Source organism: Streptomyces sp. NPDC031418, from assembly GCF_055581605.1.
The window spans coordinates 126,768-153,021 of sequence record NZ_JBVIJC010000011.1 but is presented as its reverse complement, the minus strand read 5'-3'; the positions used below and the strand labels follow the sequence as shown (position 1 = coordinate 153,021).

Below are 26,254 nucleotides of genomic sequence, written 5' to 3'. Positions count from 1 at the left end.
GGATTGCGCGGTGCGCGGCTTCGGACCGCTTCCCCGCGTCTGTCTCGGTCCTTCCCGTCACCCTCAAGCACACCACGGAATGACCCGGCCCACCAGAGCCGGCCGAGGCCCTTCCGCGCGCCGGACCGGGCGCACGGGCCGAACGGCCCCTCGGGCGGACCCGGGCGGCCCGTGGTGCCGTGCACGCGCGGGCCGCCACGCTGGGGGTACGAGACCGTGACGCCCGCCGGGACCGCGCGTCGTGACGCCCCGCGCCGGGTGCACAAGCCCCTGAAGGGAGCCGGTGCGATGACCTCCGCCACCACCATGACGACGGCGCTTGAGACGGCGTACCGCGATCGGCTGATGCAGCTCGCCCGGGAGGTCTCCTTCGAGACCGGCCACCGGCTGTTCGCGGAGGGCGGCCACGCCGACCGCTTCTGGATCGTGCGTACCGGCACCGTCGCCCTCGACCTGCATGTGCCCGGCCGTCGCCCCGCCGTGATCGAGACGCTCGGACACGGCGAACTGATCGGCTGGTCCTGGCACTTCCCGCCGTACACCTGGCACCTGGGCGCCGAGACCATGAGCCCGGTGCGGGCCTGGGAGTTCGACGCCCCGTCCGTGCGCGCGATCTGCGCCGAGGACCCCGCGTTCGGCCGGGCGATCGCGACCTGGGTGGGACGGGTGGCGGCCCAGCGGCTGCACTCCGCCCGGATCCGGCTGCTCGACCTGTACGCCCCGTACGGCAGCGGGGGGCTGCTGTGACCGCCGGTGCGCCTGAGTCGCCGCGCTCGGGAGGAGAGGCCATGGAGGGCAGTCCGCGACGGGTGAGTGATGTGATGACGCGGGGCGTGGTCGCCGTGGGCCGGGCGGCCCGCTTCAAGGACATCGTCGAGCGGATGGAGCAGTGGCAGGTCAGCGCCCTGCCCGTGCTGGAGGGCGACGGCCGGGTGATCGGGGTGGTGTCCGAGGCCGATCTGCTGCCCAAGGAGGAGTTCCGGGACAGCGATCCCGACCGGCTCACCCAGCTGCGCCGGCTGCCCGACCTGGCGAAGGCCGGGGCGGTGAGCGCCGAGGACGTGATGAGCACCCCGGCGGTCACGGTGCGGGCGGAGGCCACGCTCGCCGAGGCGGCCCGCATCATGGCGCTGCGGCGCGTCAAGCGGCTGCCCGTGGTGAACGCCGAGGGGCTGCTCGAAGGCGTCGTGAGCCGCGGCGACCTGCTGAAGGTCTTTCTGCGTTCGGACGAGGAGCTCGCCGACGAGATCCGCCGGGACGTCCTGGACGTGCTGTTCCCGGCGCCCGTCGAGCCGGTGCACGTCCGGGTCGCCGACGGTGTGGCGACCCTGACCGGGCGGGTCCCGGACGGCAGCCGCATCCCGCTCGCGCAGCGCATGGCGCAGGGCGTCGAAGGTGTGGTCGGGGTGGACTGCCGGCTCATCGCGGCCGACGCGGGGTAGAGCGCGAGGGTGGACCGCGGGGTGGAGCAGGGCCCGTGCCGCCGTTGGCGATGCGCCGACGGCGGCACGGGCCCTGCACACTGCCCTTGCGCTGATGCGCACTGATTCAGCCTCGGCCTCCGCTGATGTTTCCCCACAGCGGGCCGATCTGGCGCCACTCCTCGTCCCACTCCGCCATGCGGCGGCGGATCAGGCGGCTGCGGACGATCCAGCCCGCGCCCCAGACGGCGGCCGCGGCGGACGGGGCGACCAGCGCGCCGGTGAGGGCGGCCTGGAGATCGGCCGCCGCGCCGGTGACCGGGGCGGACACCACGTGGTCCGCGCGGTTCGTCCAGACCGTGACGCGGGTTCCGGCGGCGGCGCCCGGGTAGACCTTGGCGCGGTCGTTGTGGACCGAGCCGTTCGGCTCGGTCCAGCGCACGGTGGCCCAGACCCGCCCGTCGTCGTATCCGCTCGCCGCGGCCGGGGTCTTCGCGGCGTCGTCGGTGAGTACGGCGGACACGGCGTGCACCTCGGCCCGCCGCGCCGCGAAGGCCGCCTCCGAGGTCTGTGCCGCCGCGACCCCCGCCAGGGCTCCGCCGCCCACGGCCACCACCCAGGTGGCCAGGACGATCCAGGCCTCGACGATGTCGCTGTGCCGGCGCAGCGCGTTGCGCCGCCAGCGCCACAGCCGCACCGGGCCGACCGTCGTGGGAGGTGTCCGGGTCATCGTCACCGCCTCCTCTGGGACGCCGGGCCCCGCTCAGGGGGTACGGGCCCGTTCGGCGTCCGGCAGGTCCGGGTCGAGGTCCGGATGCCGGGGCGGCCCGGTGAGCGCGCACCGCACGTCCACCACGCCCGGCACGGACCGGGCGAGGCGGACGGCGAGCGGCACCAGTGCGGTCTCCTGGATCCGGCCGCCGAGCGTCACCACACCATCCTGCACCCGAACGAGCACCCCGGCGTCATGGGCGCCGAAGAGACGGGTGACGACCTCGCGCCGGACCTCCTCGGCGATGTCCGCGTCGTCGCGCAGGAACACCTTGAGCAGGTCGGAACGGCTGACGATGCCCTTGAGGGTGCCGTCGCGGCCGATCACCGGCAGGCGCTTGACCCGGGTGCGCGCCATGATGCGGGCGGCCTGCGCGAGGGTGGTGTCCGGGGACACCGCGACGGCCGGGGCGGACATCAGCTCGCCCGCGGTCACCGCGTCCGCCTTGAGCACCTCGACGAGGTGCTGCACCCGGCCGTAGCGGTCGAGGCCGATCTCGCGGTACTCCTCCTTGGGCAGCAGGTCGGCCTCGGAGACGACACCGACCACCCGGCCCGCGTCGTCCAGCACCGGCAATGCGCTGACCTGCCACTCGCTCATGGTCCTGACGATGTCCTTGAAGGCCGCGCCCGTGCGCAGGGCGACGACGGTGCGGGTCATCACGTCCTTCACGACGGTCGGAGTGCCGTCCATGGCGTCCTCCAGAGTGGGGTGCCGTCACTGCGACACTTTCAGCCTGGGCTCGCCGTACCGGAGGAACCAGGGGCCGACCGGACCCGGCCACCGGCCCACCGGCCCCGCCCGCGCGGTGGCTAGCGCGCCGGGAGCGGGGCCCGCCACTCCAGGGTGGTGCCGCCTGCCTCCGGGGCGGTCAGGCGGAGATCGCCGCCGAGGCCCTCGGCCCGCTCGGCCATGTTGCGCAGACCGCTGCGGCGGCCCCCGGCCGGGATGCCGACGCCGTTGTCACCGACGCGCAGCCGGACCTCGTGGCGGTCGGCGGACAGCAGGACCTCGGCCCGGTCGGCGTGTGCGTGCCGGGCGATGTTGGTGAGTGCCTCGGAGAGTACGGCCACGATCTGGTCGGCGATCTCGCGCGGCACATCGGTGTCGACCAGGCCCTCCATGCGCACGCTGGGCGTGAAGCCGAGGACCGGGGCGGCCTCGCCGGCCACCCGGACCACGCGGGCGCGCAGCCCGCTCTCCGCGGTGTCGGCGCGGGCCCGCAGCCCGAAGATCGTCGACCGGATGATCTTGATGGTCTCGTCCAGGTCGTCGACGGCGCGCAGGACGCGCTCGGCGGCTCCCGGGTGCTCGATGAAGCGGCCGGCGCTCTGCAAGGTCATGCCGGTCGCGAACAGCCGCTGGATGGCCAGGTCGTGCAGGTCCCGGGCGATCCGGTCGCGGTCCTCCAGGAGGGCGATCTGCTGGGCGTCCAGGCGCCGCTCGGCCAGTTCCATGGCGATCGCGGCCTGCGCGGCGAAGCCCCGCAGCATCTCGGTCTCGTGCTCCGAGAAGCGGGGCCGGCCGGCTTCGCGGGCCAGCAGAAGCACACCGCGCACATCGCCCTCGCCGGTGCCTATGGGGACGGCCACGGCGGGGCCGAGACCGCGAAAGCGCGGGGGTTCCGGGGAGATGCGCGGGTCCTGGGCGACGTCGTCGCTGGTGACCGGCCCGGCGGTGGTGTAGGCCAGGCCCATGAGGCTGCTCTCCCGGGGCAGCACCAGTCCGCGGTGGGCGTCCGCCTCCGCGCCGACGGCGATCTCGACCGCGAGGGTGTCGGTGCCTGTGTCCTGCACCGGCATCGCGACCACCGCGAGCGCCGAGCCGGTGATCTCGCGTGCCCGCTCGGCGATCAGGTCCAGCGCCTCGGCTCGTGCGCTGCCGGACATCAGGCTGCGGCTGATCTCGGCGTTGGCCAGCAGCCAGCGCTCGCGCAGCCGGGACTCCTCGTACAGACGGGCGTTGTCGATGGCCACGCCCGCCGCGACGGCCAGCGTCGACAGGACCGACTCGTCCTCCTCGTCGAACTCCACGCCGCCCCGCTTCTCGGTCAGGTAGAGGTTGCCGAAGATCTGGTCGCGGACCCGGATCGGGACGCCGAGGAAGCTGTTCATCGTGGGGTGGCCGGGCGGGAAGCCGTACGACGCGGGGTGCTCGGAGATCTTCGGCAGCCGGAGCGGGGCCGGGTCCCGGATCAGCTCGCCGAGGATGCCGTGCCCCTCCGGGAAGGGGCCGATCACCCGGATCTGCTCCTCGCTCACGCCGACCGTGTGGAAGGCGGACAGCGTCTCGCCGTCGGGGCCGATGACGCCGAGGGCGGCGTACTCGGCGTCGACCAGGGTGGCGGCGGCCTCCACGATGGCGTGCAGTGCCTGTTCCAGGTCCAGCTCGCGGCCGACGGACAGCACCGCCTCCAGCAGGCTGTGCACGCGGTCGCGGGTGCCGCGGGCCGCGTCGATGCGGGCCTGCAACTCCTCCAGCAGCTCGTCGAGCTTCAGCTGGGGCAGTCGTACACGGGGCTCCTCGGGACCTGCCACCACTCCTCCGCATGGCCGGGGCGCGGTCGTCTTCCACGGTATCCGCCATGGCCCGGCTGCGGTACGGGAGAGCACCCCCTGCCCGATCGGGCCGGTCGGCCCACCCCTCGGGGACACAGAGCACCTCCCCGCCCGGGTGTCCCCGGCCGACGCTGGGGTGTGGCCCGGCTGGAGGCACCGGTGACAGCAGGGGGGGTGGGCGGGGACGTACGGCCCCCGGGCGAGGACCGAACGGCACTGGAAGGGCGGAACGCCATGGGTGACAGTGAGACCAGGAGCGGCACCGGTCCCCCGCGGTGTCGCTCCGTCGCTGCGGCGCCCGTGGGCGCGCCGGGCGGCCGCAGTCGGCGCGAAGACCGTCCCCGTCCCCGCACACCCGAAGAAGCCCGTGATGACCCGTAACGACGACCCGGCGCGCCGGCGTGTCGACCTCGACCGTGTCGAGGCACTGCGGCTGCTGGGCAGCGTGTCCCTCGGGAGGATCGTCTTCACCCGGCAGGCGCTGCCCGTCGTCCGCCCGGTCAACCATGTGCTCGACGACGGGGACATAGTGATCCGCATCCCCGAGGGCGCGGCGCTGACCTCGCAGGCCAGGCAGGCCGACGGCACGGGGGTGGTCGTCGCCTACGAGGCCGACGCCATCGACCCGGAGACGCACCTCGGGTGGAGCGTGGTGGTCACGGGGTTTGCCCGGCTGATCACGGACCCCGCCGAGCTGGCCCGGGTGCGGGCGCTGCTGACCCCGTGGGCCCCGCAGGAGGAGGACCTGGACCACGCGGTGCGTATCCGGCCCGACCTGGTCACCGGCCTGCTGCTGACCGAGACGGGAGGGGTGCCGGAGCAGGCCTGAGCGGTCCTTCCGTGTCGGTTCTCGGTGTCAGTTCTCCGTGTCCGGCATCAGTCGAGGATCCGGCGGCCGGTGAGGGTGCTGGGGTCGAGCCGGACCCACATATCGCGGTGGCCGCCCGCCCAGGGGGTGCTGTGCGCCCGCTCGGTGTACCGCTGCTGTTCCTCGGGGTCGGTGACGGCCCGGGCGCGGCCGCGGACCAGCACGCTCCAGCCGCGGCTGAAGGCGTCGTCGATACGGTCGACCTCGAAGGCGACCCGGCTGCCGGCGGCGAGTGCGGGAGTGGTGCCCGGCGCGGTCCGGAAGACGATCGCGCCGTCGACGATGCTGTAGTTGACCGGCACGATCACCGGTCCGAGGGGCGTGGACAGCGCCAGCCGGCCCACTCCGTGCGTGCCGAGCAGGGCCTGGCACTCGCCGGGGCCCAGTTCGACGAACCGGGGGGTGCGTCCGGCGCGGGCGGGGCCGGGCGGCATGTCGACGGTGCCCCCGGTCAGCTCGGTGACCGTGGTGTCCAGCGCCTCGGCGAGCCGGATCAGCGGGCCGGGGCCGGGCGCGGCGCCGGGATACTCCTCCAGGTACCGGAGGTAGGCGGGCGCCATGCCGGCCCGGGTGGCAGCCTGTCGCCGGGTGAGTCCCAGCTCGGCCCGGCGGGCGGCCAGGCGGCGGCCCAGGTCGCCCAACGGCGCCTCCGCCCGGATCTCCGTCTGCTGCGGGTGTTCCCTCTGTTCGGTCTGTTCGGCCATGGCCGTCACGCCCCTTCCAGGCCTGTGCCGGGTCTCTGCCGGTCAGGCCCCTTCTGGTTCAGGCCGTGGGAACGGCCACTTCCGCGTGCTGCTCCTCGCCGAGCACCACCTTGAGCGCACCCGTCTCGGCGGCGCCGGAGAAGACGTCGTACGCCTTCTCCATCCGTGCCAGCGGGAAGGTGTGGGTGACCAGCTGCCCGGTCGGCAGCCGGCCGGCGGTGGCCATCCGGAGCAGGGTCGGGGTGGAGCGGGTGTCCACCAGCCCGGTCGTGATGGTCACGTTCCTGCTCCACAGGTCCTCGAGGTGCAGGGTGGCCGGCCTGCCGTGGACGCCGATGTTGGCCACGCGCCCGCCGGGCCGCACCACGCCGGTGCACAGCTCGAAGCTCTCGGGCACGCCGACGGCCTCGACGGCCACGTCGGCGCCGAGCCCGTCGGTCAGGTCCGCCACCAGCTGGTCCGCGGCCTCGCGGACATCGGCGACGGCGTCCGCGCCGAACCGCCGGGCGGCTTCCAGCCGGGCGGGGGCCAGGTCGACGGCGATGATCCGCTCGGGCGCGAAGAGCCGTGCCGTGGCGATCGCGGCGAGTCCGATGGGGCCGGCGCCGACGATGACGACGGTGTCCCCGGGCCGTACGCGCCCGTTGAGGACGCCCACCTCGTAGGCGGTGGGGAAGATGTCGGCGAGGAGTACGGCGTCCGGGCCGGGCAGGGATCCGGGCAGCGGGTGCACGGACAGGTCGGCGTGCGGGACGCGGACGTACTCGGCCTGGGTGCCGTCGGTCAGATGGCCGAGGATCCAGCCTCCGCCGCCGCGGCACTGGCCGTAGGAGCCGTCCCGGCAGAACCGGCAGCGGCCGCAGGAGGTGATGCAGGAGATCAGCACGCGGTCGCCGGGGCGTACGGTGCGCACGTCGCCGCCGGTCTCGACGACCTCGCCGACGGCCTCGTGGCCGAGCACGGTGCCGGGGCGGACCTCGGGCACGTCGCCCTTGAGGATGTGGAGATCGGTTCCGCAGATGGTGACGGTGCCGACCTGCACGATCGCGTCGGTCGGCTCCTTGATGCCGGGGTCCGGGACGTCCTGCCAGGCGGCCTGTCCCGGGCCGTGGAAGACGAAGCCTTTCATGGCGTGCCCTCACCCTCCTCGCTCACCCGCCGCTGCTCGCGGCACCGGGGCGCCGTCGGAGCCGCCCGTCGTGTCCAGCTTGGGCGGGCGGCAAGGGGTGGCGCTTGGGCCGTCCGGCCCCGGCTGCCCGTCCGGCACCGGAACGCGTCGACCAGTGCGCCGGGTATCCAGGACCGGCGTCCTCAACAGTGAGCCGGCCCGTCAACCGGCCTCGACACCGCCGCAGACCCTGATTCCGGCCCGCGGAGCACGCGGCCCCGCATGTTCCGGCCCGCGGAGCACGCGGCCCCGCATGCTGGCGCGCGATCCGACCCGGGTCCCGGCCACGAAGAGGCGACCCGCGCGCCCCGTGTCCACTGCGACCAGTGCCTGGGCTGGAGGCTGTGGGTGGCGGGCCGGGGGTTGGGGCGGGGGCCGGGGGTAGGGGCCGGATGCCGGGAGCCGGAGCCAGAGGCCAGGGCTGGGGCCAGAGGCCGGGGCCAGAGGCCGGGGCCGGGAGCCGGGGCCGGGAGCCGGGGCCGGGAGCCGGGGCCGGGAGCCGGGGCCAGAGGCCGGGGCCGGGAGCCGGGGCCAGAGGCCGGGGCCGGGAGCCGGGGCCGGGAGCCGGGGCCAGAGGCCGGGGCCGGAGCCGGGAGCCGGGAGCCTGGCCGGGAGCCGGGAGCCTGGCTCTCCGATCCACGATGCGGTGGGACCCGACAATCCCGCACCTCACAGCCCCGCACCCGAGCCTCGTCGAGCCGGCGCCGGCGCGCCAAGCCCAGAACCGTGCGCTGGCAGGCGCCGTAGGCGAGCAGCCCGTCGGCCGCCCTCCCCGCCCAGCCATGCCCCGGACGGACCCTGGCAGGGCCGACCGGCCCTATCGCCCGCCACCGCGGTCCCGGTTTTCTCATCTCCATGCCCGACAATCACACGCTGTCCACGGCCGGCGAGGGCGCCGGCCGGGCCGCGGTCCAGGCCCCGCCCGCCCCGGACGCGGCCACGGTCCTCCCCCTGCACGGGGAGATCGATGTCGCCACCGCGCCCGGCGTCGTGCGGCGGCTCGATGTCCTCACCGACCATCCGCACCCCGATCTGGTGCTGGACCTGCGGCCGGTCGCGTTCATCGACTGTGCCGGGCTGGGCGTGCTGTGCCGGGTGCGCAACCGGGTGCTGGCCCGCCGGGGCCGGCTCCGCCTCGTCGCGGACAGTGCCGGATTCCGGCGGATGCTGCGCCTGACGGGACTGGGGGACGTGTTCGAGGTGCACCTGGGACTGCCCGAGCCGGCGCTGGGGGCCGACGGCCTCGGCTGACCGTGCCGTGGGAGCCGAGCGGCCCCCGGCAGGGCCCCTCGGCCCCTGTGGCCGGGCCGTCGCGGGGAGCACCGTCGAAGGCGTCGGCGCGACGAGGAGGGGTTGATCGCATGAAGGCGTACCAGCGGCTGGGGCTGCTGCGGAGCAACCCACTGCGCCGCCGCGAGGATGTCGTGGAGGCCTGGATCATGCTGGCCGTCTGGACGGTCGTGCTGCTCGGCGGTGCCGTCGCCGGAGTGGTCGCGACGCATGCCGCGGCGGATGTCTTCGCCCGGCAGCGCGCGGACCGGCACGCCGTCCGGGCGGTGCTGCTCGACGCGGCGGCGACCGGCGCCGGCGCGATCCGCTCCGACGACGGCCGGATCAGGGCACGAGTGCGGTGGACCGCTCCGGACGGCGGCGCACACACCGGAGAGACCTTCGTGGACTCCGGTCTCGCGGCCGGGAGCCGGGTCACGGTATGGGAGGACGGCCGGGGGCGGCTCGCGCCGGCCAAGCCGACGGGACGCGTCGAGGGCACCATGGAGGCCGGGTTCTTCGGCCTGGCGGCGGCCCTGGGCGTCGCCGGTCCGGTGTACGGGGCCGGTGCGCTGGCCCGGCACCGCCTCGACCGCCGACGGCTCGCGGCCTGGGACCGCGAGTGGCGGCAGGTGGGACCCCGCTGGAGCCATCGCACGGGCTGACCGCGGTGTCCCGTCAGGCCCGGGGGGCGACGCCGGGCCCGCGTGCGCTACCGCTCCACCGCGCAGTCCAGGACGCGTCCGTCCACGGTACCGAGCAACAGCCGGTCCGCGCCTGCGAGTTGGACGGACAGGGGTACGACGGGAAGGCCGTCGACCGTCGGGCGGTACCGTCGGCGGACCGTCCCGTCCGAGGCGCCGAGCGCCACCACCTCACCGGAGTTGAAGGCGACGTAGACCGTGTCCTCGTCGCCGTCCATGGCGGTCGCGGGGCAGTCGGCGGTGAACTCCCAGCGGACCGCTCCGTCGGCGAGGCTGCGCCGCACGACGAACGCGCCGAACGCCGGGCCGGGGGTGTACGTGGTTCCCGCATGGACCAGGTCCGGGCCGTCCGAGGGGCCGAGTTCGATGCCGGGGCCGCCGCAGAGGTGCCGGGCCGGTGTCCGCCAGTCGAGCGGGAACAGGTGTCGTGGCGCGCACCCGTCGTCCGGATCGACCTCGACCACCCACGTGTGGGGCACGGGCTCGGTCTCCTTGCCCTGGAGAAAGAGCAGCCGGCTGCTGTGCCGGACGGGCAGGGCGTGGTTGCCGGGGACGAACCCGCCCAGGTTCACGCTGTGCTGGGGGGCCTCCTTGCCGGGTGGTACGAGGGCGACGGGCCGTGGGTCGTACCGCGTGCCCGGCCCTGCCGGGCGGAGCGCCAGCCAGCCGTCCCTCCGGGTGGAGATCGTGACGCTGGAGTCCAGCGGCAGGGTGCCGAGGGTCGTGCCGTCCGCGAGCGACAGCCGGGCGACGAACGGTGCTTCGGTGCCCGGGGCCCCGCCCGGCGGGCGCGTCGCCCGCCGGGGCACGTTGACCCAGGCGTCGAGCGGGCGGACGACCAGCTGCCGTCCGCCCTCCGCGTCCGCGACACGCCAGGCCAGACGCCCGTCCGGCAGCCAGGCCTCGGCCAGCACCCCCTCCAGACAGGCCAGTACCCGCCCGTCCGGCAGCCCGCGCACGTCCCAGACCTGGCGGCGCGGCTGCCACGGCCGGCCGGACAGCTCCGCGAGGGCCTCGACGGCCGCCCCGTCGGCCCGGGCCCGTTCGAACGCGACCAGCGGACCGCGCAGTTCCTTCTGCTGCACCGAACCCCGGGGCGCGGCACCCCAGTCGGGGCGCTCCACGAGGACGTCGTACGCCTGGGCCTCCGGCTCGTCGAGGTAGTCCTCGTACGTCGGGGCCACCTTGAGCCGCAGTGCCCGGGGACTCTCCCACTCCACCCGCAGCACCTCGCGCGGCGAGCGCATCATCGTGCGTGACCGCCCCGACTCCAGGTCGATGAGCAGCAGTTCGCCCTCGAAGGCCATGTCCGGGTCGAAGTCCCCGGTGCCGACGGCCACCAGTGGGAGCGTGGGATGGACGGCGAGGGAATGCACCGGCCAGCGGGACTGCACGAGTCGGCGGCAGCGCAGGTCGTCGGTGCCGTACACGCCCACCCGGTACGGCCGCCATCCGTATCCGGCGGTGCTGTCGCCGGGCCACTTCAGGTGCCCCAGGTCGCCGGCCACGACGGCGATCCCCCGTTCCCGGCTGACGGCGACGGCGGAGGGCGTGCCGGTCTCGGCGAAGGGGCGGTCGCCGAGGACGCGGCGGACGGTCAGGGAGTCGGGCACCGGCCCATCATCGCCGACACGGATCCGGCTCGTTCAGCCGCCCCAGCTCCAGTCGGCGACCTCGGGCAGGTCGGTGCCGTGGGTGCGGATCCAGGCGTGGTGGCGGGTGCGGGCGTCGGCCATCGTCTGGCGTACGGCGGCGCCGCGCACGGCGAGGCCGGGCACCCGGTCCGGGTGTTCCTCGTACGGCAGCGGCCGGCTCAGGTCGACCACGTCGACCCGCGCGCCGCGAGATCCGGCAGGTGCCGGCGGAGCAGCCGGGCCGCTGCGAGCACCTCCTGGGGTGGGCCTGGGCTCAGGCGGGTTCCGGCACCACGGCCACGGGGCAGGCCGCATGGTGCAGTACGCCGTGGGCGACCCGGCCGAGCTGGAGCCCGAAGTGCAGGCCGCTGCGCCGCCGGGCGCCGACGACGAGCAGACCGGCGTCGTGGGAGGCGGCGAGCAGCGCGTCCCGGGGCTGCCCCTCGACGACGCTCCGGTACACCTCCAGGTCCTCGGGCGCGTCCCGCAGCGCCGCCTCCACGGCTTCGGCGGCGTCCTCCTCCTGGAAATGGCCGGGTTCGCCGCTGAGCAGCGGGTGCCGGCCGGCCGTGTGCGCGGGACGCCGCCAGGCCCGTACGGCCTCCAGCGGTACGCCGCGCAGCGCGGCCTCCTCGATCGCGTACCGTACGGCGGCCGAGCCGGCCGGTTTCCCGTCGACGCCGAGCACGACACGGCCCCGGATGCCGGGGTGGATCCGGTTGTCGTGGGTGCCGCGCACCACGATCACGGGGCAGTGCGCATGGCCTGCGACGGTGACGCCGACGGAGCCGAGCAGGGCCTCGGTGAGGCCGCTGCGGCCGCGGCAGCCGACGACCAGGGCGCGGGCGGTGCGGCTCTCCCGGACGAGCCCGTACTCCGGCTCCTCGGCCAGCACGCCGGTGCTGACCGGCACGCCCGGCTGACGGCGGCGGGCGCGCTGTTCGGCGGGGCCGACGACATCCCTGGGCATCACCTCCTCGGCGGGCCGGTGCACTTCCTGGGCGATCAGGGCGCCCTCGTAGCGCTCCCAGAGGGAGGCGTACACCAGGCGGAGCGGGGCGGCGTGCAGGGCGGCCTCGTCGGCCGCCCAGTCCACGGCCCGCAGACTCGGCTCGGCGCCGTCGACGCCGACGACGATCGGCAGGTCCATGATGCTCACCCTTCCGTGCGCGGGTCGAAGACGACGCGGACCGGCACGCCGGCGCAGGTGAGCGGGGCGGCGTCGGGAGGGTCGACGCCGTGCGGCACCGGCTGGGCGACGCCGTCGTCGAGCTTCTCGACGCGGCCCACGCCCGCGTGCCCGGGCACGAACGGCGGGTGGGGCAGGACCGGCCACTCGCTGCGGGCCGCGGACAGGTCGGTGGGGCACGGCCTGGACGCCTCGACGCGCATCCGGATACGGCCGGGGCCGGGGTCCGGGCGGTCCTCGATGACCAGGGGTGCGCCGAATGCTCGTACGACCGCTGCCTTCATGGGGTGTCTCCTCGGGGCCCGGTGGCTCAGCCGTGCGCGACGACGGCGACGGGGGCGGTGATGTGGTGCAGGGCGGCGTGGGTGACGTGTCCGATGTGGGCGCCGAGCGGGCTGGTGCGGATGCGCCGGCCGACGACGGCCAGCGAGGCGTCCTGGGCGGCGGACACCAGGACCGCCGCGGCGCCGCCGTTGCGGCACTCCTCGGTCACGTCCACGTCGGGGTACTTCTCGCGCCAGGGACGCAGGGCCTCGGCCAGCGCAGCCGCTTCGCCGCGGGCGCAGTTCTCGGAGAGGTCGTATCCGGTGGCTGCCGCGTACACCGCGGAGGTCGGCAGGTTCCAGCCGTGCGCGACCCGCAGCGCGGTGCGCCGGCGGGTGGCGGCGTCGAAGGCGAACTCCAGCAGCTCAGCGGCCGGGTCGGCGGTGTCGAGGCCGAGCACGACGGGCCGGAAGGGGGTCGCGGCCGAGGCTGCATCGGCCGGGCCCGGCCGGTGCTCGTCGGCGGCCTGCTCGCCGGCCCGGACCAGGACGACCGGACGGGTGGCGTGGGCGATGACGGACAGGCCGACCGAGCCGATCATGAAGCCGTTGATCCCGCCGAAGCCGCGTGAGCCCAGCACCAGCAGTTCCGCCGTGCGGGCTTCCTCCGTGAGGACGTCGGCCGGGTTTCCGTCCAGCTGGGCGGTGACCACCTCGACGTCCGGGTGGCACAGCCGTACGGTCTCCGCCGCCTCGCGCGGAATCCGCCCGGTCCAGTCCTGCCAGCTCTCGGCGCCGAGCAGCGCTGCTTCGGCCAGGGGCTCCGGCGCGGGCCCCCACACGTTCAGGATCCGCAGCGGCAGGCCGCGCAGCCGTGCTTCGCGGGCCGCCCATGCGGCGGCGGCGCGGCTCTCGGGCGTGCCGTCGAGTCCGACGGTGACGGTTCGGGGCATCGGGTGTCCACCTCCGGGTCGGGATCCGGCTCGAGCGGTCCGGGTGCGGGAGCCGGCTCGAGGGATGCGCCTCCAGCCTGGTGGCGCGAGGCTGGGTGGGGTCAGGGGCCGCAGGTCCCTCGCCGGGGCCGACCGTCCCGGCCCTCCAGGGCCCGGAGCGGTGTGCCACCGGGACCGGGCAGGGCGTGCGGCGGTGCGGCCGAACGGCCCACCGGAGGGCCGGGCGGCCCCTGTGCGGCCCGCTTGCGTCCGGCCCACGCTGGAGGCGCAAGGACCGCCCGCCGAGGACCCGAGGACCCACGGAGTCACCATGTACGGCACGCCGCACATCGTCAGCGATGTCATGACCCACACGGTCGCCGCCGTCGGCCGGCGGGCGCCTTTCAAGGAGATCGTGGAGCTGATGCAGGACTGGCAGGTCAGCGCCCTGCCGGTGCTGGAGGGCGAGGGCCGGGTGGTCGGTGTGGTGTCCGAGGCGGACCTGCTGCCCAAGGAGGAGCTGCGGGACGGCCCGGCCGACGGGTATCTGCGGCTGCGCCGCCCCGCCGACCTGGCGAAGGCCGAGGGGCTGACGGCGGGGGACCTGATGTCGTCGCCGGCGGTCACCGTGCCGGCGGACGCCACCCTGGCCGAGGCGGCCCGGACCATGGCCCGCAGCAGGGTGAAGCGGCTGCCGGTGGTCGACGGAGTGGGCGTGTTGCAGGGCGTGGTGAGCCGGGCGGACCTGCTCAAGGTCTTTCTGCGCGAGGACGAGGACATCGCCGAGGAGGTCCGGCGGGAGGTGGTGTCCTACCTCTTCCCGCTGCCGGGCTCGGCCGTCCGGGTCGAGGTGGCGGACGGGGTCGTGACCCTCGTCGGCCGGATCCGCGACCGGTCCCTGGTCCCGGTCGCCGCCCGGCTGATCCGGGCCGTCGAGGGCGTGGTCGATGTGACGTTCGACCTCGCACGCGACCATCATGAAGGAGCAGGGCCGGTCGGCCCTGGTCCGTCCGGGGCCGCGGAGGGATGATCGGCGTCGTGGGACCGCCCGCAGCCGCTCCCTTCCCCCCGGGGAACGAGAGGTCGCCATGACCGAGATGCGCACCTTCACCGAGGAGCACCCGATCCGGGTGTTGTTGCTGGACGACCACGAGGTCGTCCGGCGCGGTCTGGCGGACCTGCTCGACGCGGAGGCGGACATCACGGTGGTCGGGGAGGCCGACACCGCGGAGCATGCGCTGGCCCGGGGCCCCGCCCTGCGCCCGCACGTCGCGGTGCTCGACGTACGGCTGCCGGACGGCGACGGCATCACGGTCTGCCGGGAGCTGCGCGACCGGCTGCCGGAGCTGGCGTGTCTGATGCTGACCTCGTTCGACGACGAGGACGCCCTGCTGGACTCCATCATGGCGGGGGCGTCCGGGTACGTCCTGAAGCAGATCAAGGGTTCGGACCTGGTGGCGGCGGTACGGACCGTCGCGTCCGGGCAGTCGATGCTCGACCCGGCGACGACGGCCCGGCTGATGCGCTCGCTGCGGTCCGAGCCCGGTGACGACCCGGCCCTGCCGCCCGAGCTGGCGAGCCTGTCGCCGCGGGAGCGGGACATCCTGGTCCTCATCGGCGACGGTCTGACCAACCGGGAGATCGGCAAGCGGCTGTATCTGTCGGAGAAGACCGTGAAGAACCACATCTCGCGGCTGCTGGCCAAGCTGGGGGTGCAGCGCCGGGTCCAGGCGGCGGTGCTCGCCTCCCATGTGGAGCCGCAGGGATCGCCGGACCATCCCGCTCGGTAGGCGGCGCGGCGGGGGAAGCGCCCCGCCCGCCCCAGGGAGGTGTCATGACGCAGGAGACCGTGCAGCCCCGTACCAACCCGTCGCGGTGCGGTGCCCCGTTGCCGACCCGCCGGAGCGGCGCCCGTCATGCGCCCACCGGGCGGCGGCGCGCCCGCGGCTCCAAGGACGACTGGGTCCTGCTGCCCGGGGGTGTGTGGCGGCGGGTGGAGACGATCCGGGTCCGCAGCCTGTTCGGCTGACCGGCCGGTCGTCAGATGGCGTACGGCCAGACGGTGAGCATGTAGGCGCCGTACCAGCAGCCGAACAGGGATCCGCCGCCCACGGCGAGGGCGACGGTGCGGGTGCGGGCCCGGGCGAGGGCGCGGGCGAGGGGGACGAGGAAGAGCACGGCGGGGAGCACCAGGCGCAGCTTGGAGTGGTAGAAGCTGCTCTCCCCGAGGGTGAGCACCAGGATGCCGGTGCCGTAGCAGAGCAGGGGCGGCCAGGTGGTCCGGCGCCAGGTGACGCCGGTGGCGTCGACGAGGGCGAGCAGCAGGACCGCGGTGCTGACCGGGACCCATCCGTCGCCGTGCGCCAGTGTCTCGCCGAGGAAGTGGAGAAAGGAACTGCCGTTGTCCCAGCGGGTGTTCCAGCCGGCCTTCTCGATGACGAACCAGGCGTCCGGCCGGCCCGCCCGCCGGCCCACCCACCACAGGTAGGCGGGGGTGCCGAGGCAGGCGAGCGCGACGGCCGTGAGGGGGCGCCAGGCGGGCCGGCGGGTCCGGGCCAGGGACAGGGCGACGGCGACGGCGAGCGCGGCCACGGCCGCCACCCCGGCCGGCCGCGTCAGACCCGCCAGCAGGCCCGCGGCACCGGCGGTGAGCCATGCCTCGCGCCGGGCGGCCAGCAGGGTGCCGGCGGACAGGGCGAGGAACAGCGACTCGCTGTAGGCCATGACGAAGACGAGGGACATGGGCTGCGCCGCGGCCAGCAGCACGACGGCGATGGCGGCCGTACGCCGTCCGTACAGTTCGGTCAGCAGCAGGTCGACGGTGATCAGCGCGGCGACGAAGGCCAGGTTGGCGGCGACGATCGCGGCGGTGCCGAAGTCCAGGCGGGTGACGGTGTGGACGGCCCGGATCAGGAGCGGGAACAGCGGGAAGAACGCGAGGTTGTTGCCGGTCGGTTCGCCCGTGGGCGTGTGGCTGAGACCGCCGGGGTAGCCGTGTGCGGCGATCTGTGTGTACAGCCGGCCGTCCCAGGCGAGCAGCCGGTCACCGAGGCTGGGGCCGCCCGGCGGGATCATCACGGCGAGCACGACGAGATGCAGCAGCGTGGAGGCGCCGTAGACCGCGAGTGCGGGCCATGCCCGGCGGCGCACCGCCTTCCCGAACAAGCGACGCCGCACCTCGCTTCTCACCGCCTCGGGCCGTGGGACGATCTTGCTCCGATACTGCGCTTCATCTGCCTCTTCGGCGACTTCGACGCTCTCTCGGGCTGGCGTGCCGAGCGCCGCGGTACGACGCTGGGGTGAGGAACCTCGTCGGGAGGTGGCGCCGCGATGAACTGGCTGTTGCAGCTCAATCCCGAGGTGGCGCATCTGCTCGCGGCCTTCGCGGGCATCGCGCTGATCTGCCTGTACGCACTGCTGGTGGTGCTGGTCCGCAAGGTCCAGGGGAAGCCGGTCAGCGGCCTGCCGCGGAAGGACCGCTAGGAAGGCACGGGCAGGGGGGCTAGGCAGAGGGGGTCAGCGGCAGGTCGTCGGTGAAGGCGTTCACGGGCTGGGCGATGGGCTGGGCCTGCCGGACGTCGAGGGCGGGCTGCGCGGTGCGGGTGCCGAGGGTGCCGCGGGGGTGCCAGGTGCCGGTGACCGCCAGCCAGGTGTCCGCGGGGGGTGCCTCGCCGCCGTACATGCGGATCTTGACGGTCTGCGAGTCCGCCGCGCAGCAGGTGAAGATGATCCGGGTGAGGTACCAGCCGTCGCCGTCCGGGTCCGGGGTGACGAAGCCCGTCAGCCGTACGGAGCGGTGGGCGATGGCATGGGTGCGGTCCTGCTGGACGCGCCGGGTGAAGTCCGTGAGCGTGAGCGGCACGGGTGAGGTCGAGGGCAGCGGTGCGAAGGCCGCCTTCTGCACGGTGACGGGCTTGTTGTTCGAGCGTGCCGCGGTGTACGCGCCGAGGGCGGGCGGGGCGTAGCAGAGCAGGCTCAGGGCCGGCAGGAACAGCAGCCAGGCGACGCGCGGGGTGCCGGAGTGGTCGTGGCCGTCGTGTGCGGGGTGGTGCTCGCCGGCCCGGCTCACCGCGGCGGCCAGGCCGAGCAGCAGCAGGACGGCACCGCCGGCGATCAGCGGGATGCGCAGTCCGGCCTTGACGTAGCGCAGGTAGGTGTCGGTCAGCAGGGTGGCGTGCAGCAGGCCAGCGCCGGTGAGGGTCAGGAGCAGGGCCTGGGCGGGGCGTCTCACAGCAGCGCCCCTCCGATCAGCACGCTCGCGGCGACGGCCACGACCGTGGTGGCCGTGGAGAAGCGCCAGGCGAAGGCGCGGCCGAAGGTGCCCGCCTGGAGGGCGATCAGCTTGAGGTCGACCATCGGGCCGACCACCAGGAACGCGAGCCGGGCGAGGGGCGAGAAGCCGGTGAGGGAGGCGGCGACGAACGCGTCCGCCTCGGAGCAGACGGCCAGCAGCACGGCGAGGGCGGCCAGGAAGAGCACGGACAGCCAGGGCGAGCCGGAGAAGGCGTCGAGGACGGAGCGCGGCACGGCGACGTTGAAGGTGGCGGCGGCCATGGCGCCGAGCACGAGGAAGCCGCCGGCGTGCAGGAAGTCGTGCTGGAAGCCGAGCCGGAACTCGGTCCGGCGGCTGTGGCCGGGCCGGTGCCCGGTGTGGTGGTGCCGCAGCAGGGGCCGTAGCCACTTCTCGTTGCCGAGCCAGAGCCACAGCCAGCCCATGACGGCGGCGGTGGCGAGCGAGGCGAGCAGCCGGGCGGCGACCATGGCGGGGTTGCCGGGGAAGGCGACGGCGGTGGCGGTGAGCACGACCGGGTTGACGGCGGGCGCGGAGAGCAGGAAGGCGAAGGCGGCGGCGGGCGTGACGCCCCGGCGGATCAGGCTGTGGGCGACGGGTACGGAGGCGCACTCGCAGCCCGGCAGGACCGCGCCCGCGACCCCGGCGACGGGCACGGCGAGGGCGGCCCGCTTCGGCAGTACCCGGGTGAACAGGCCGGCCGGCACGAAGGCGTTGATGGCCCCGGACAGGGCGGTGCCGAGCAGCAGGAAGGGCAGCGCCTGGACGGTGATGGCGAGGCAGACGGTGCGCCAGGCCTGGACGGCCGGCTGGTGCAGCCACTGGGTGCCGGCGAGGAGCGGGACGGCCGCGGCGGCCGCCGTGCACGCGAGCGCGGCGCCGAGCGGCCGGGGCCGGATGCGGCGCCCGGGCCGGGCGACGGGGACGACCGCCACACCCTCGACCACATCAACCATTTCATCCGTTTTTTGCATTTTCACTCCGGATGTCGGTGTCTGGCCGACGATAAGCGAGGAGCCGGGCCCGGCCGCGCGTACACGCCGCCACCGGAACAACCCATGGACGGCAAAGCGCCCCAACGGTGGCTCTTCTCACAAAACGGCCGAACACCGGGCCGGAGTGACCCGCGCCATGCCACCGGGACCGTCCGATGGCTACGTTCGTGACCCATGCCCAGCACGCCGCACCGCTCCCCCGCCACCGCACGCACGCTCCTCGCCTCGCTGGCGGTCCTCGTCTCCGCGATGGCCCTGCGCCCCGCCCCCGCTGCCGCCGCCGCGGCGCCCGCACCGGCCCCGGCGCCGCACGCCACGGCCGCGGTGCTCGACCTGGACGGCACCGGCAGCGCACCCGTCGTCCACGGCACGGACGAGGCGTACGACACCGCCAGCATCGTCAAGGTCGACATCCTCGCCACCCTGCTGCTCCAGGCGCAGGACGCGGGACGGCAGCTCACCGCCGCGGAGCGGGGGCACGCCGAGCCGATGATCGAGCGCAGCGACAACACGGCCGCGAACGCCCTGTGGCAGGAGATCGGCCGGGCACCCGGTCTCGCGGCGGCCAACAAGCGCCTCGGGCTGACCTCGACCACCGGCGACCCGGACGCCAGGTGGGGGCTGACCCGGACGACCGCGACGGACCAGATCCGACTGCTGCGGGCCGTGTTCGCCGACGGACGGACACAGGGCGGCGGCTCCCCCGTGCTGAACGCGGACTCCCGGGCGTATCTGCGCAGCCTCATGGGCCGCGTCATCCCCGAGCAGACCTGGGGAGTCCCGGCGGCCGGCGGCCCGGGCTCGCCGCGCCTGCTGAAGAACGGCTGGCTCCGGCGCACCACCACCGGCCTGTGGGACGTCAACAGCATCGGCCAGGTCACCGTGCGCGGGCACCGGTATCTCGTCGCCGTCCTGTCGAACGGCAGCGCCTCCATGAGCGACGGCGTCACCCTGGTCGAGCGCACGGCACGGCAGGCCACGGCCTGAGCGGCCACACCCTTCGCCACGGGCCGCAAACCGCCTCCGGGGCCCTGTGACGCGCCTGTGACAATCGACGGACAGTCCCATGAAATCCGGCACCCACTCTGATGAAACAGGGCAAATCGCCCGAACGGTCAGAGACCGCCGGAGGACATCCCATGAGCGCCACCCTCGCCCCCTCGCACCCCGCAGCCCCCGCCACCGCGCTGGCTCCGCGCGAGCGGGAGACGCTCCGGCACATCGCCGCCGGCCGCACCTATCTCCAGACCGCCCGCCACATGGGACTGTCCACGCACACGGTGGACGCCTACCTGCGCCGCATCCGGGCCAAGCTCAACATCGGCAGCACCGCCGAGCTGACCCGGGTCGCCATCGCGCTGGGACTGTGACCCCGGGCCCGGGCCCGCACGACCGGTCCGGCGGCCGCTGACGACCCTGCACCTGCGCCGCCTGCTGCGGCGCAGGTGACCCGCTGCGGGGTGGTTCAGCCGACGGTGAGGGAGAACGGTCCGGCCAAGGCGGTGTAGCCGTCGTTAGCGAGGTAGTACACGTCGTAGGTGCCCGGGCCGCTCAGCTTGCCCGTGGAGAAGGTCAGGGCACCGCTGGCGTTCGGGGCGTACGCCCAGGTCAGCGAGGACTGCTTGCCCGGCACGGCGCCCGCCGGGTAGATGCCGACCCAGTTCTTGGCGTTGGCCTGCGCGGCTGACGGCAGGGTGTAGCGGACGGTGGCGTTGCCGCCGTCCGCTACCGCGTTCAGAGTGCCGGTGAGCGTCGGTGCCGTCGCGGTGGACGGCGCGAAGGCGGCGTTGAGCGGGGTCGCGTAGGTGTCGTTGGCGGTGAGGCCGGGCAGGCCGAGGGCCGACTCGATGGTGCGGGCGATGCCGTAGTGGTCGTAGTGCACGGGGCTGCTGGTGCCGGCCGGGACGGTGCCCTGGGAGCCGAGGACCATGGTGGCCACGTGGTTGTAGGCCTCGCTCTGGCTCTCGTCCCAGGTGAGGATGAGCAGCGAGCGCGACTGCGTCCAGGCCGGGGAGGCCAGCACCGGGTCGAGGGTCTGCTTCAGCCAGCCGTCCTGGGTCTTCAGGCTGGTGCTGCTGCCGTTCCCGGAGGCCTCGCCGTCGTAGTAGTCGTCGGCGGCTATCCAGGAGAAACTCGGGGTCGTCGAGGCCGACTTCAGGTCGGTGGTGAGCTGCGTGGTGTCGAACAGGTGGGCCGCGCAGCGGGTGGCGTCACCGCTGATGTCGGTGTAGTTGATGAAGGGCGCGTCGTCGGGCTCGTAGTAACTGTCGTAGGTGTTCTTGGTGTTGCAGGGCGTGCCCATGCCCTGCTCGTAGGCCTTCCAGGTCTTGCCGGCCGCCTCGAGGGTGTCGCCGAGGTTGCGCTGCGGGGAGTTGATGTTCGGGTAGTAGGTCGCGCCCTTGGCGTAGGTGTCGCCGCCCGCGATGGCGAGGTAGTTCTCGTCGCTCGGGTGGTAGACGCCGTGGTAGTCGGTCAGGGTGGCGCCCTGGGACATCAGGCTGTGCATGTACGGCGTGTCCGCGGGGTCGTTCATGACCTCGGCGTAGTCGGTGTTCTCCATCATGACCATGAACACGTGGTCGTAGCCCGGCACCTTGGAGACGGGCGGGGCGAGCGGGGCCGGTGCGGCGACCGGGGTGTCCAGGGTGAGGGAGAGGTTGTCGAGGTAGCCGGTCTCGTGGGAGGTGGACAGGAACTGCACCTCCACCTGGATGGAGCGGGTGCCGGCCGGGACCGCGCCGGTGGTGCTGCGCGCGAGGAACTTGGTGGCCAGGCCCCGGTCGCTCGCGGAGACGGTCGGCAGCTTGGCGGTGGCGCCGACCGGCCTGCCGGCGGCGTCGTGGAAGTGCAGGGAGACGGCGACATATCCGCCGTAGACGGTCCAGCCGCCGAGCCAGCCCGAGAGGTCGTAGTGCACGGTGCCGCCGTCGATGGCCGTGGCCGCCGAGGAGACGTCGACGGTCTGTGTCATGGCGCCGTCGCCGAAGTTGCCCGGGCCGAAGAAGGCCTTGCCGGGCGTGTTGCCGTCACTGGGCAGTCCGAAGGAGCCGACCGTGTAGCACATGGCGTTCGGGCCGCCCGCCTCGGTGGTCCAGCCGGGCACCGTGCCGGCCGCCGCCCAGTCGCCGGTGCAGTAGCCGCCGCTCTCGGCGTCGCCGTCGACGATCAGGTTGCCGCTGCTCACGGCCGCCTGGGCGGGGGCCGGAGCGGAGACGATCAGTGCGCCGAGCAGGGCGAGAAGCCCGCCGAGGGATCTCCAGCGCAGTCGCATACGTGTACCTCGTCCCGTTGGTGAGGGTGCCGTGAGATCCGGACCTCACGGCCTGGTTGTGCGCAACGAACGGGACATGAGTACTGGTCTTCACTGTCCAACGGAAGAACCATGACCAAACTTGACCAGACAAGTGAACGGCCGAGGCGAGAGGGGGCCGTCACCGCTTTTCGGTTGCCGCAGACGGGGCACGCGGTCCGGGTACGGCTTCCGAGCCCAAGGGGGCGCTGTCGCGATGACCGAGTACGAACGTTCCCGCACGATGCCCGCCCAGCCCGAGCACGTCTTCGACCAGGCGGCCAACACCGACCAGCTCGACGCCTGGCTCCCCGACGCCCTGCACGTCGACGTCGAGGAGCCACCCGCCGTCACCGTGCACGAGGACCGCTCGGGCACGGACCGGCCCGCGCTGCTGCGCGCCCGGCCGGAGCAGATGCGGCTGGAGTGGGGCACCCGCGAACAGGGCGCCTACGCCGGCTGGCTCCAGGTCGCCGGCATCGGCAGCGGCGCCAGCGAGGTGACGGTCCATCTGTCCTTCTTCGACGACCGCCACGACCCGGGCGAGAACGCGGTCGCCGGCGCCCTCGAGGACAGCCTGCGGCGGCTGGAGGAGCAGGTGCGGCTGCGCGTCGACAACACGGCCGGCTGAGGGCACCGAGGGGCTCAGACGCTGGTCAGCACCTGCGGCGACAGCTGTTTGACCACGGTGTTCGTCCAGCGGATCTGGCGGAGCGGCTGGGGACCCGGGCGAGGGGTCCTCGGGCTGCTTGGACACCGGGTCCCAGTCCCGGATGGTGGCCCCGTTGGCCGCCCGGCCGGCCCGGTCGTCGGCGGGAAGGCGACCCGCGGGGGTGTCCCCATAGGGAAGTGGCGGACGGTACGCCCGGTCCCGGTGTAGCGGCAGGACCGTCCGGCGCTGCACCGCTGCCAGGCGGCGAACGCGGACCCGGGGTAGAGGGGCAGATCCCGTGGCCCCGCGACCAGGCCACCGACACTCTGGGCCGGCAGACACCGCCATGCGCGTACTGCGGGCCCGAGTTTCTCGTCGGAAAAATCTCGGACAGATGCAGCTAGTCAGCCTCGATAATGTCCCCGACGGCACAGACAAAACCCTTCACCAGTGCATGCGGGGGTTTACCGACTTGACCCGCGGCAGCAAAACTGCCATCCCGCGGGAAAATGACGGCCTCGGCGGCAGCCACCCCCTCGCGAACAATCCTTACATGATCGCCGGGTTTGAAATCCCCATCGATCGGGTCAACATAAACCGCGCTGTCCCCCCGCGCGAAGACGAAGACATCCGTGACCTTGGCCCGGTTCATCCGTCGGCCCTCCACTAGTAGTAACCCCGTTTCTTCATGGTGGCGACCTCTGCCTCCAGCTCACTGATTTCATCTTCGGTGAGCGCGTACTTCTCGGGATTCGCGAGCAGTCCTTCTCTCGCTTCTATCTCACATTCAAAAACGTCACCTCTGCCATCCATCTGCTGTTTCGAATGGATCATCTCTTCCCCGATCGTCCGGGGGTCGAATTTGTGGGAATCGCGAACAAGGATCGTATCACCCAAGGTGACGGCATAATAAGATTCAGGGTCTCCACCTTCCCGGCTGGCGACCCATTCGAAATACGCATCCGCTTCTTCACCGGATATGACGGCGATGTCATTCGCTTCCGCCTCCGCGTAGAGTCCCTCTATCGCCTCCTGCTTCTCGGGGCTCAGACCGATCGGCGGACCCTGGTCGCCAAAGATGTCCTTCCGGAACATACCCGGAGTGTCGGCGTCTGCTTCGGGTTCCGGCTCCGGCTCACCCTCCGGGGCGTCCCATGGGTCGGGAGCCTCGTCGCTGGAAACGTCTCTCGCGGATCCATCGCCGGACTCGGGAGTTTCGGACAGGCCTTCCACCTGCTCCGAGGGGATGGCATCCGGCGCCTCGGCCGGCTCCTCTACCGCTGGCGCCTCGGCGGAAGCGTCAGCGCCTTCAGCCTCCTCGTCGCCGGAATCCTCGGCAACCGCCGGTTCCGGAGCCTCTTCCGACTGCTCGTGTTCGGCTTCGTGAGCTTCTGCCGGGCCGGTTTCGGAGTCTGCGCCCTCGGCAGTTGCAGGTTCCACGGCGTCAGCGCCGGGTGGACAAGGCTCCCCTTCAGAGCTGCCGGTCTTCTCCGGTGCACTGCTGGTGTCCTCCGTGGCCGCCGGTTCCGGAGCCTCATCCGCCTGATCGGCATCCGGGACGTGCGCGTCCGTGGGTGCCGGTCCTTCTGCCGGGTCTGTGTGGGGCTCCGCGTCCGCCGCCTGCTCCGGCTCAGGGGCGTCGACAGACGCGGGAGGCAGGCGCTCCTGGGGTGGCGGGGGCTGCTCGGGCCGGCGGTCGTTCATGATCGACATTCTGGCATTGCCACGTCAACAACTCTCAAACGAAATGCGCGCGAAGAGCCTCCCCCGGGTTGGGCGGGGGAGGCTCTGTGGGGTGGATCAGTAGGTGGAGCCGAAGGAGCGGGTCGAGTAGGCGCACTCGGTGTAGATGTAGCCGTACCGGAGTTTGGCGGTGTCCGAGGCCGGGGTCGTGGAGCTGCTGCTGTGGGACTTGTGCACGAAGTAGGTGGTGCCCGGGGGCAGGCTGATCGTGCGCTGCGGGTAGTCCTTGCCGCCGTTGCACGGCTTGAAGCCGGTCAGGAGTGTCTCGGCGAGCAGGTACGCCTTGCAGTCGCCGCAGGCCTTGAGGGTGAAGCTGCCGGTGACGGGGCCGGCGTAGAGGACGGTGATGTCGTCCGGGCTGTCGTTCTTGACGGTGACGGAGATGCCGCCGCCGGAGGCGGTGGTGGGGAGCTTGCCGCCGGCCGCAGGGAGCGTCTGGGCGACCTCGGCGGCTATCGCGACCTTCTTGGCGCGGTCCCGGTTGCGGTCGTTCTTGTTGTCGTCGACGAACTGCTCCATGGTCTTCTGCGCCGCCGCGAAGTCCTTGTCCTTGTACTGCTCGACACCGCACGCGTACTCCCCCGAGTTACCGCTGCGGTCCGCGCGGTCGGCGGCCTTCGCCAGGCTGCCGCCCGTGTCGTCGGCCGACTTCGCCAGGTCGGCGATGCTGGTGTTGAGGGTGCGCAGCCGGTCCACGGCCGCGCACGCTCCGGAGCCGCCGACGTCCTTGGCCGCCTTCGTCACCGCCGCGTCCACGGCGGGCGCCACCTGGGTGGCCTGGCGGGATTTCGGGAAGGTGTTCAGCAGGTCGGTGTAGCGGGTGACCCAGTCCGCCGATCCGCCGGCGAGGCCCTCGGACCCGCACTCGTACAGCGAGGTGGCCAGCCGGTCGTCGGGCCAGGCCGCCAGCGATCCCAGCTGGGACTTGGGCAGGGTGTCGGGAAGCGTGCGCAGGTACTTCAGGGGTTCCACCGCGCCGCAGTAGTCCCGGTGGCTGTAGGCCGCGCCGACAGTCGTGTAGAAGGTGTGCAGCCGGTCGGGCACCTGCCGGGCGGCACGGGAGCCGGGGTGGTGGACGGCGATGTCCCGGTAGACGGTCAGCGCCTTGCGGTAGTCCGGCTCCGCGGTGGAGAACGACTGCCGGCCCGCGGCCGCGACCTGGCGGTCGGCCTGGTCCAGCCGGTCGAGGAGGGCCTGTTCCACGGCGTCGTCGTGGGCGCCCTGGTACCAGAGGGCGCCACCGGCCGGTACGGCGAGCAGCACCACGCCCAGCAGCAGCGCCAGCGGCGCTCTGCCCGGCCACACCAGCCGGGTACGCAGTGCGGAGACGGCACCGTGGACGGCGGCGAGCAGCAGCACCAGGCCGTAACCGACGAGCGCCGCCCCGGGGATCCCGTCGGCGTCCGCGGGCAGCGCGACGAACAGCAGCACGGCGGTCGCGGCCCAGCAGACGGCCGTGAGGAGCCGGCGCCGCAGCAGCGCGTAGCCGAGGCCGAGCCCGCTGAGGTTGAGCAGGGCGACCGCTGCGGCGCGCCACGGGTCTGCGGGCGCGGGCGGGGGACTCGCCGGCATCGGCGGCACCGGCGGCATCGACGGCGCACCGAACCCGGGGTATGAAGCGCCCTGGTCTGGATTGTTCTGATGTGCCCCACCCGGATAAGGGCCGTACGCATCCTCGGACATAGTGGCTCCCCCCACTCAACTCCCCCCGCACCACTGCGGAATGAGCAGTTTACGTGCGTTGACACAGGACCCGACAGAGGTTCGAACACCTGACGCCTACACGTTCCTTATTTGCCACA

At 73.5% G+C, this 26,254-nt stretch carries 27 protein-coding genes and 2 pseudogenes; 12 read left to right on the top strand and 17 right to left on the bottom strand.

Going from position 1 to position 26,254, the window contains the following annotated elements; translation table 11 throughout:
• The first annotated feature begins 288 nt into the window (after nucleotides 1-288).
• Both ACZ5CZ_RS18305 and ACZ5CZ_RS18300 read left to right on the top strand, forming a co-directional pair.
• Nucleotides 289-747, top strand: a complete 459-nt coding sequence (locus ACZ5CZ_RS18305) for a cyclic nucleotide-binding domain-containing protein (RefSeq protein ID WP_385840849.1) — start codon at nucleotides 289-291, stop codon at nucleotides 745-747.
• Between the two features lie 41 nt (nucleotides 748-788).
• The gene (locus ACZ5CZ_RS18300; protein WP_467549528.1) at nucleotides 789-1,442 is read left to right on the top strand and encodes a CBS domain-containing protein; all 654 of its coding nucleotides are present in this window, start codon (nucleotides 789-791) and stop codon (nucleotides 1,440-1,442) included.
• Nucleotides 1,443-1,548: 106 nt separating this feature from the next.
• On the opposite strand, the gene ACZ5CZ_RS18295 is transcribed toward ACZ5CZ_RS18300, so the two are convergent.
• From ACZ5CZ_RS18295 to ACZ5CZ_RS18285, 3 genes are all read right to left on the bottom strand, one after another.
• Entirely contained in the window at nucleotides 1,549-2,151 is a 603-nt protein-coding gene (locus tag ACZ5CZ_RS18295) for an Rv1733c family protein (RefSeq protein ID WP_468943858.1), read from the bottom strand.
• Between the two features lie 33 nt (nucleotides 2,152-2,184).
• Nucleotides 2,185-2,886, bottom strand: coding sequence for a CBS domain-containing protein (locus ACZ5CZ_RS18290; protein ID WP_468943855.1), 702 nt, complete (start codon nucleotides 2,884-2,886; stop codon nucleotides 2,185-2,187).
• A 119-nt stretch (nucleotides 2,887-3,005) separates the two neighbouring features.
• Entirely contained in the window at nucleotides 3,006-4,730 is a 1,725-nt protein-coding gene (locus ACZ5CZ_RS18285) for a sensor histidine kinase (RefSeq protein ID WP_385840854.1), read from the bottom strand.
• 391 nt (nucleotides 4,731-5,121) lie between these two features.
• Between ACZ5CZ_RS18285 and ACZ5CZ_RS18280 the strand changes: the two genes are divergently transcribed.
• Entirely contained in the window at nucleotides 5,122-5,580 is a 459-nt protein-coding gene (locus ACZ5CZ_RS18280) for a pyridoxamine 5'-phosphate oxidase family protein (RefSeq protein ID WP_385840855.1), read from the top strand.
• 47 nt (nucleotides 5,581-5,627) lie between these two features.
• Here ACZ5CZ_RS18280 and ACZ5CZ_RS18275 read toward each other — a convergent pair whose 3' ends face one another.
• Both ACZ5CZ_RS18275 and ACZ5CZ_RS18270 read right to left on the bottom strand, forming a co-directional pair.
• Nucleotides 5,628-6,323: a helix-turn-helix domain-containing protein gene (locus tag ACZ5CZ_RS18275; RefSeq protein WP_468943851.1), complete on the bottom strand. Its 696-nt coding sequence runs from the start codon at nucleotides 6,321-6,323 to the stop codon at nucleotides 5,628-5,630.
• 58 nt (nucleotides 6,324-6,381) lie between these two features.
• Complete coding sequence (locus ACZ5CZ_RS18270; protein ID WP_385840858.1) at nucleotides 6,382-7,452, bottom strand: zinc-dependent alcohol dehydrogenase family protein; 1,071 nt, start codon at nucleotides 7,450-7,452, stop codon at nucleotides 6,382-6,384.
• A gap of 894 nt (nucleotides 7,453-8,346) precedes the next feature.
• Between ACZ5CZ_RS18270 and ACZ5CZ_RS18265 the strand changes: the two genes are divergently transcribed.
• Both ACZ5CZ_RS18265 and ACZ5CZ_RS18260 read left to right on the top strand, forming a co-directional pair.
• Nucleotides 8,347-8,742, top strand: coding sequence for an STAS domain-containing protein (locus ACZ5CZ_RS18265; protein ID WP_468943848.1), 396 nt, complete (start codon nucleotides 8,347-8,349; stop codon nucleotides 8,740-8,742).
• 110 nt (nucleotides 8,743-8,852) lie between these two features.
• Nucleotides 8,853-9,425, top strand: a complete 573-nt coding sequence (locus ACZ5CZ_RS18260; RefSeq protein ID WP_468943845.1) for an Rv1733c family protein — start codon at nucleotides 8,853-8,855, stop codon at nucleotides 9,423-9,425.
• A gap of 47 nt (nucleotides 9,426-9,472) precedes the next feature.
• Here the strand turns inward: ACZ5CZ_RS18260 and ACZ5CZ_RS18255 are convergent, their stop codons facing one another.
• From ACZ5CZ_RS18255 to ACZ5CZ_RS18235, 5 genes and pseudogenes are all read right to left on the bottom strand, one after another.
• Nucleotides 9,473-11,077, bottom strand: coding sequence for a PQQ-binding-like beta-propeller repeat protein (locus ACZ5CZ_RS18255; RefSeq protein WP_468943843.1), 1,605 nt, complete (start codon nucleotides 11,075-11,077; stop codon nucleotides 9,473-9,475).
• Nucleotides 11,078-11,110: 33 nt separating this feature from the next.
• A pseudogene (locus ACZ5CZ_RS18250) lies at nucleotides 11,111-11,364 on the bottom strand (phosphoketolase family protein); the annotation flags it as partial.
• Between the two features lie 8 nt (nucleotides 11,365-11,372).
• Nucleotides 11,373-12,248 carry a universal stress protein gene (locus tag ACZ5CZ_RS18245; RefSeq protein WP_468943841.1) on the bottom strand — a complete coding sequence of 292 codons (876 nt, stop codon included), beginning with the start codon at nucleotides 12,246-12,248 and terminating at the stop codon, nucleotides 11,373-11,375.
• A gap of 44 nt (nucleotides 12,249-12,292) precedes the next feature.
• Nucleotides 12,293-12,571 (bottom strand): annotated as a pseudogene (locus tag ACZ5CZ_RS18240) (alcohol dehydrogenase catalytic domain-containing protein); the annotation flags it as partial.
• A 26-nt stretch (nucleotides 12,572-12,597) separates the two neighbouring features.
• A complete protein-coding gene (locus tag ACZ5CZ_RS18235) occupies nucleotides 12,598-13,503 on the bottom strand; it encodes a universal stress protein (RefSeq protein ID WP_468943838.1) in 906 nt (301 codons plus the stop codon).
• A gap of 310 nt (nucleotides 13,504-13,813) precedes the next feature.
• Here ACZ5CZ_RS18235 and ACZ5CZ_RS18230 point away from each other — a divergent pair, with 310 nt between their 5' ends.
• From ACZ5CZ_RS18230 to ACZ5CZ_RS18220, 3 genes are read left to right on the top strand one after another with little or no spacing between them, the layout of a single operon-like run.
• Nucleotides 13,814-14,512, top strand: a complete 699-nt coding sequence (locus ACZ5CZ_RS18230; protein WP_468943835.1) for a CBS domain-containing protein — start codon at nucleotides 13,814-13,816, stop codon at nucleotides 14,510-14,512.
• A gap of 58 nt (nucleotides 14,513-14,570) precedes the next feature.
• Entirely contained in the window at nucleotides 14,571-15,272 is a 702-nt protein-coding gene (locus ACZ5CZ_RS18225) for a response regulator (protein WP_468943833.1), read from the top strand.
• 44 nt (nucleotides 15,273-15,316) lie between these two features.
• Nucleotides 15,317-15,511, top strand: coding sequence for a hypothetical protein (locus tag ACZ5CZ_RS18220; RefSeq protein WP_385840866.1), 195 nt, complete (start codon nucleotides 15,317-15,319; stop codon nucleotides 15,509-15,511).
• Nucleotides 15,512-15,522: 11 nt separating this feature from the next.
• Here ACZ5CZ_RS18220 and ACZ5CZ_RS18215 read toward each other — a convergent pair whose 3' ends face one another.
• The gene (locus ACZ5CZ_RS18215) at nucleotides 15,523-16,647 is read right to left on the bottom strand and encodes a hypothetical protein (RefSeq protein ID WP_468943830.1); all 1,125 of its coding nucleotides are present in this window, start codon (nucleotides 16,645-16,647) and stop codon (nucleotides 15,523-15,525) included.
• Nucleotides 16,648-16,812: 165 nt separating this feature from the next.
• Between ACZ5CZ_RS18215 and ACZ5CZ_RS18210 the strand changes: the two genes are divergently transcribed.
• Nucleotides 16,813-16,965, top strand: a complete 153-nt coding sequence (locus ACZ5CZ_RS18210; RefSeq protein WP_385840868.1) for a hypothetical protein — start codon at nucleotides 16,813-16,815, stop codon at nucleotides 16,963-16,965.
• 19 nt (nucleotides 16,966-16,984) lie between these two features.
• Here the strand turns inward: ACZ5CZ_RS18210 and ACZ5CZ_RS18205 are convergent, their stop codons facing one another.
• Complete coding sequence (locus ACZ5CZ_RS18205; protein ID WP_468943827.1) at nucleotides 16,985-17,713, bottom strand: TIGR03943 family putative permease subunit; 729 nt, start codon at nucleotides 17,711-17,713, stop codon at nucleotides 16,985-16,987.
• On the bottom strand, nucleotides 17,710-18,729 hold the full coding sequence (locus ACZ5CZ_RS18200) for a permease (protein ID WP_467549511.1): 1,020 nt from the start codon (nucleotides 18,727-18,729) through the stop codon (nucleotides 17,710-17,712). The genes ACZ5CZ_RS18205 and ACZ5CZ_RS18200 overlap by 4 nt, the downstream gene beginning before the upstream one ends.
• 213 nt (nucleotides 18,730-18,942) lie before the next feature.
• On the opposite strand from ACZ5CZ_RS18200, the gene ACZ5CZ_RS18195 reads away from it, so the two are divergent.
• Nucleotides 18,943-19,755 (top strand): serine hydrolase, encoded by an 813-nt coding sequence (locus ACZ5CZ_RS18195; protein WP_468943824.1) that lies wholly within the window; start codon nucleotides 18,943-18,945, stop codon nucleotides 19,753-19,755.
• A 152-nt stretch (nucleotides 19,756-19,907) separates the two neighbouring features.
• Nucleotides 19,908-20,138, top strand: coding sequence for a response regulator transcription factor (locus ACZ5CZ_RS18190; protein WP_385840873.1), 231 nt, complete (start codon nucleotides 19,908-19,910; stop codon nucleotides 20,136-20,138).
• 95 nt (nucleotides 20,139-20,233) lie between these two features.
• Here ACZ5CZ_RS18190 and ACZ5CZ_RS18185 read toward each other — a convergent pair whose 3' ends face one another.
• On the bottom strand, nucleotides 20,234-22,039 hold the full coding sequence (locus ACZ5CZ_RS18185; RefSeq protein WP_385840874.1) for an alkaline phosphatase family protein: 1,806 nt from the start codon (nucleotides 22,037-22,039) through the stop codon (nucleotides 20,234-20,236).
• 235 nt (nucleotides 22,040-22,274) lie between these two features.
• Between ACZ5CZ_RS18185 and ACZ5CZ_RS18180 the strand changes: the two genes are divergently transcribed.
• On the top strand, nucleotides 22,275-22,688 hold the full coding sequence (locus ACZ5CZ_RS18180) for an SRPBCC family protein (protein WP_468943820.1): 414 nt from the start codon (nucleotides 22,275-22,277) through the stop codon (nucleotides 22,686-22,688).
• Between the two features lie 421 nt (nucleotides 22,689-23,109).
• Here the strand turns inward: ACZ5CZ_RS18180 and ACZ5CZ_RS18175 are convergent, their stop codons facing one another.
• From ACZ5CZ_RS18175 to ACZ5CZ_RS18165, 3 genes are all read right to left on the bottom strand, one after another.
• Complete coding sequence (locus tag ACZ5CZ_RS18175; RefSeq protein ID WP_467549506.1) at nucleotides 23,110-23,361, bottom strand: hypothetical protein; 252 nt, start codon at nucleotides 23,359-23,361, stop codon at nucleotides 23,110-23,112.
• 14 nt (nucleotides 23,362-23,375) lie between these two features.
• The gene (locus tag ACZ5CZ_RS18170) at nucleotides 23,376-24,413 is read right to left on the bottom strand and encodes a hypothetical protein (RefSeq protein WP_468943817.1); all 1,038 of its coding nucleotides are present in this window, start codon (nucleotides 24,411-24,413) and stop codon (nucleotides 23,376-23,378) included.
• Nucleotides 24,414-24,509: 96 nt separating this feature from the next.
• On the bottom strand, nucleotides 24,510-26,024 hold the full coding sequence (locus tag ACZ5CZ_RS18165) for a hypothetical protein (RefSeq protein ID WP_468943814.1): 1,515 nt from the start codon (nucleotides 26,022-26,024) through the stop codon (nucleotides 24,510-24,512).
• Nucleotides 26,025-26,254 lie beyond the last annotated feature (230 nt).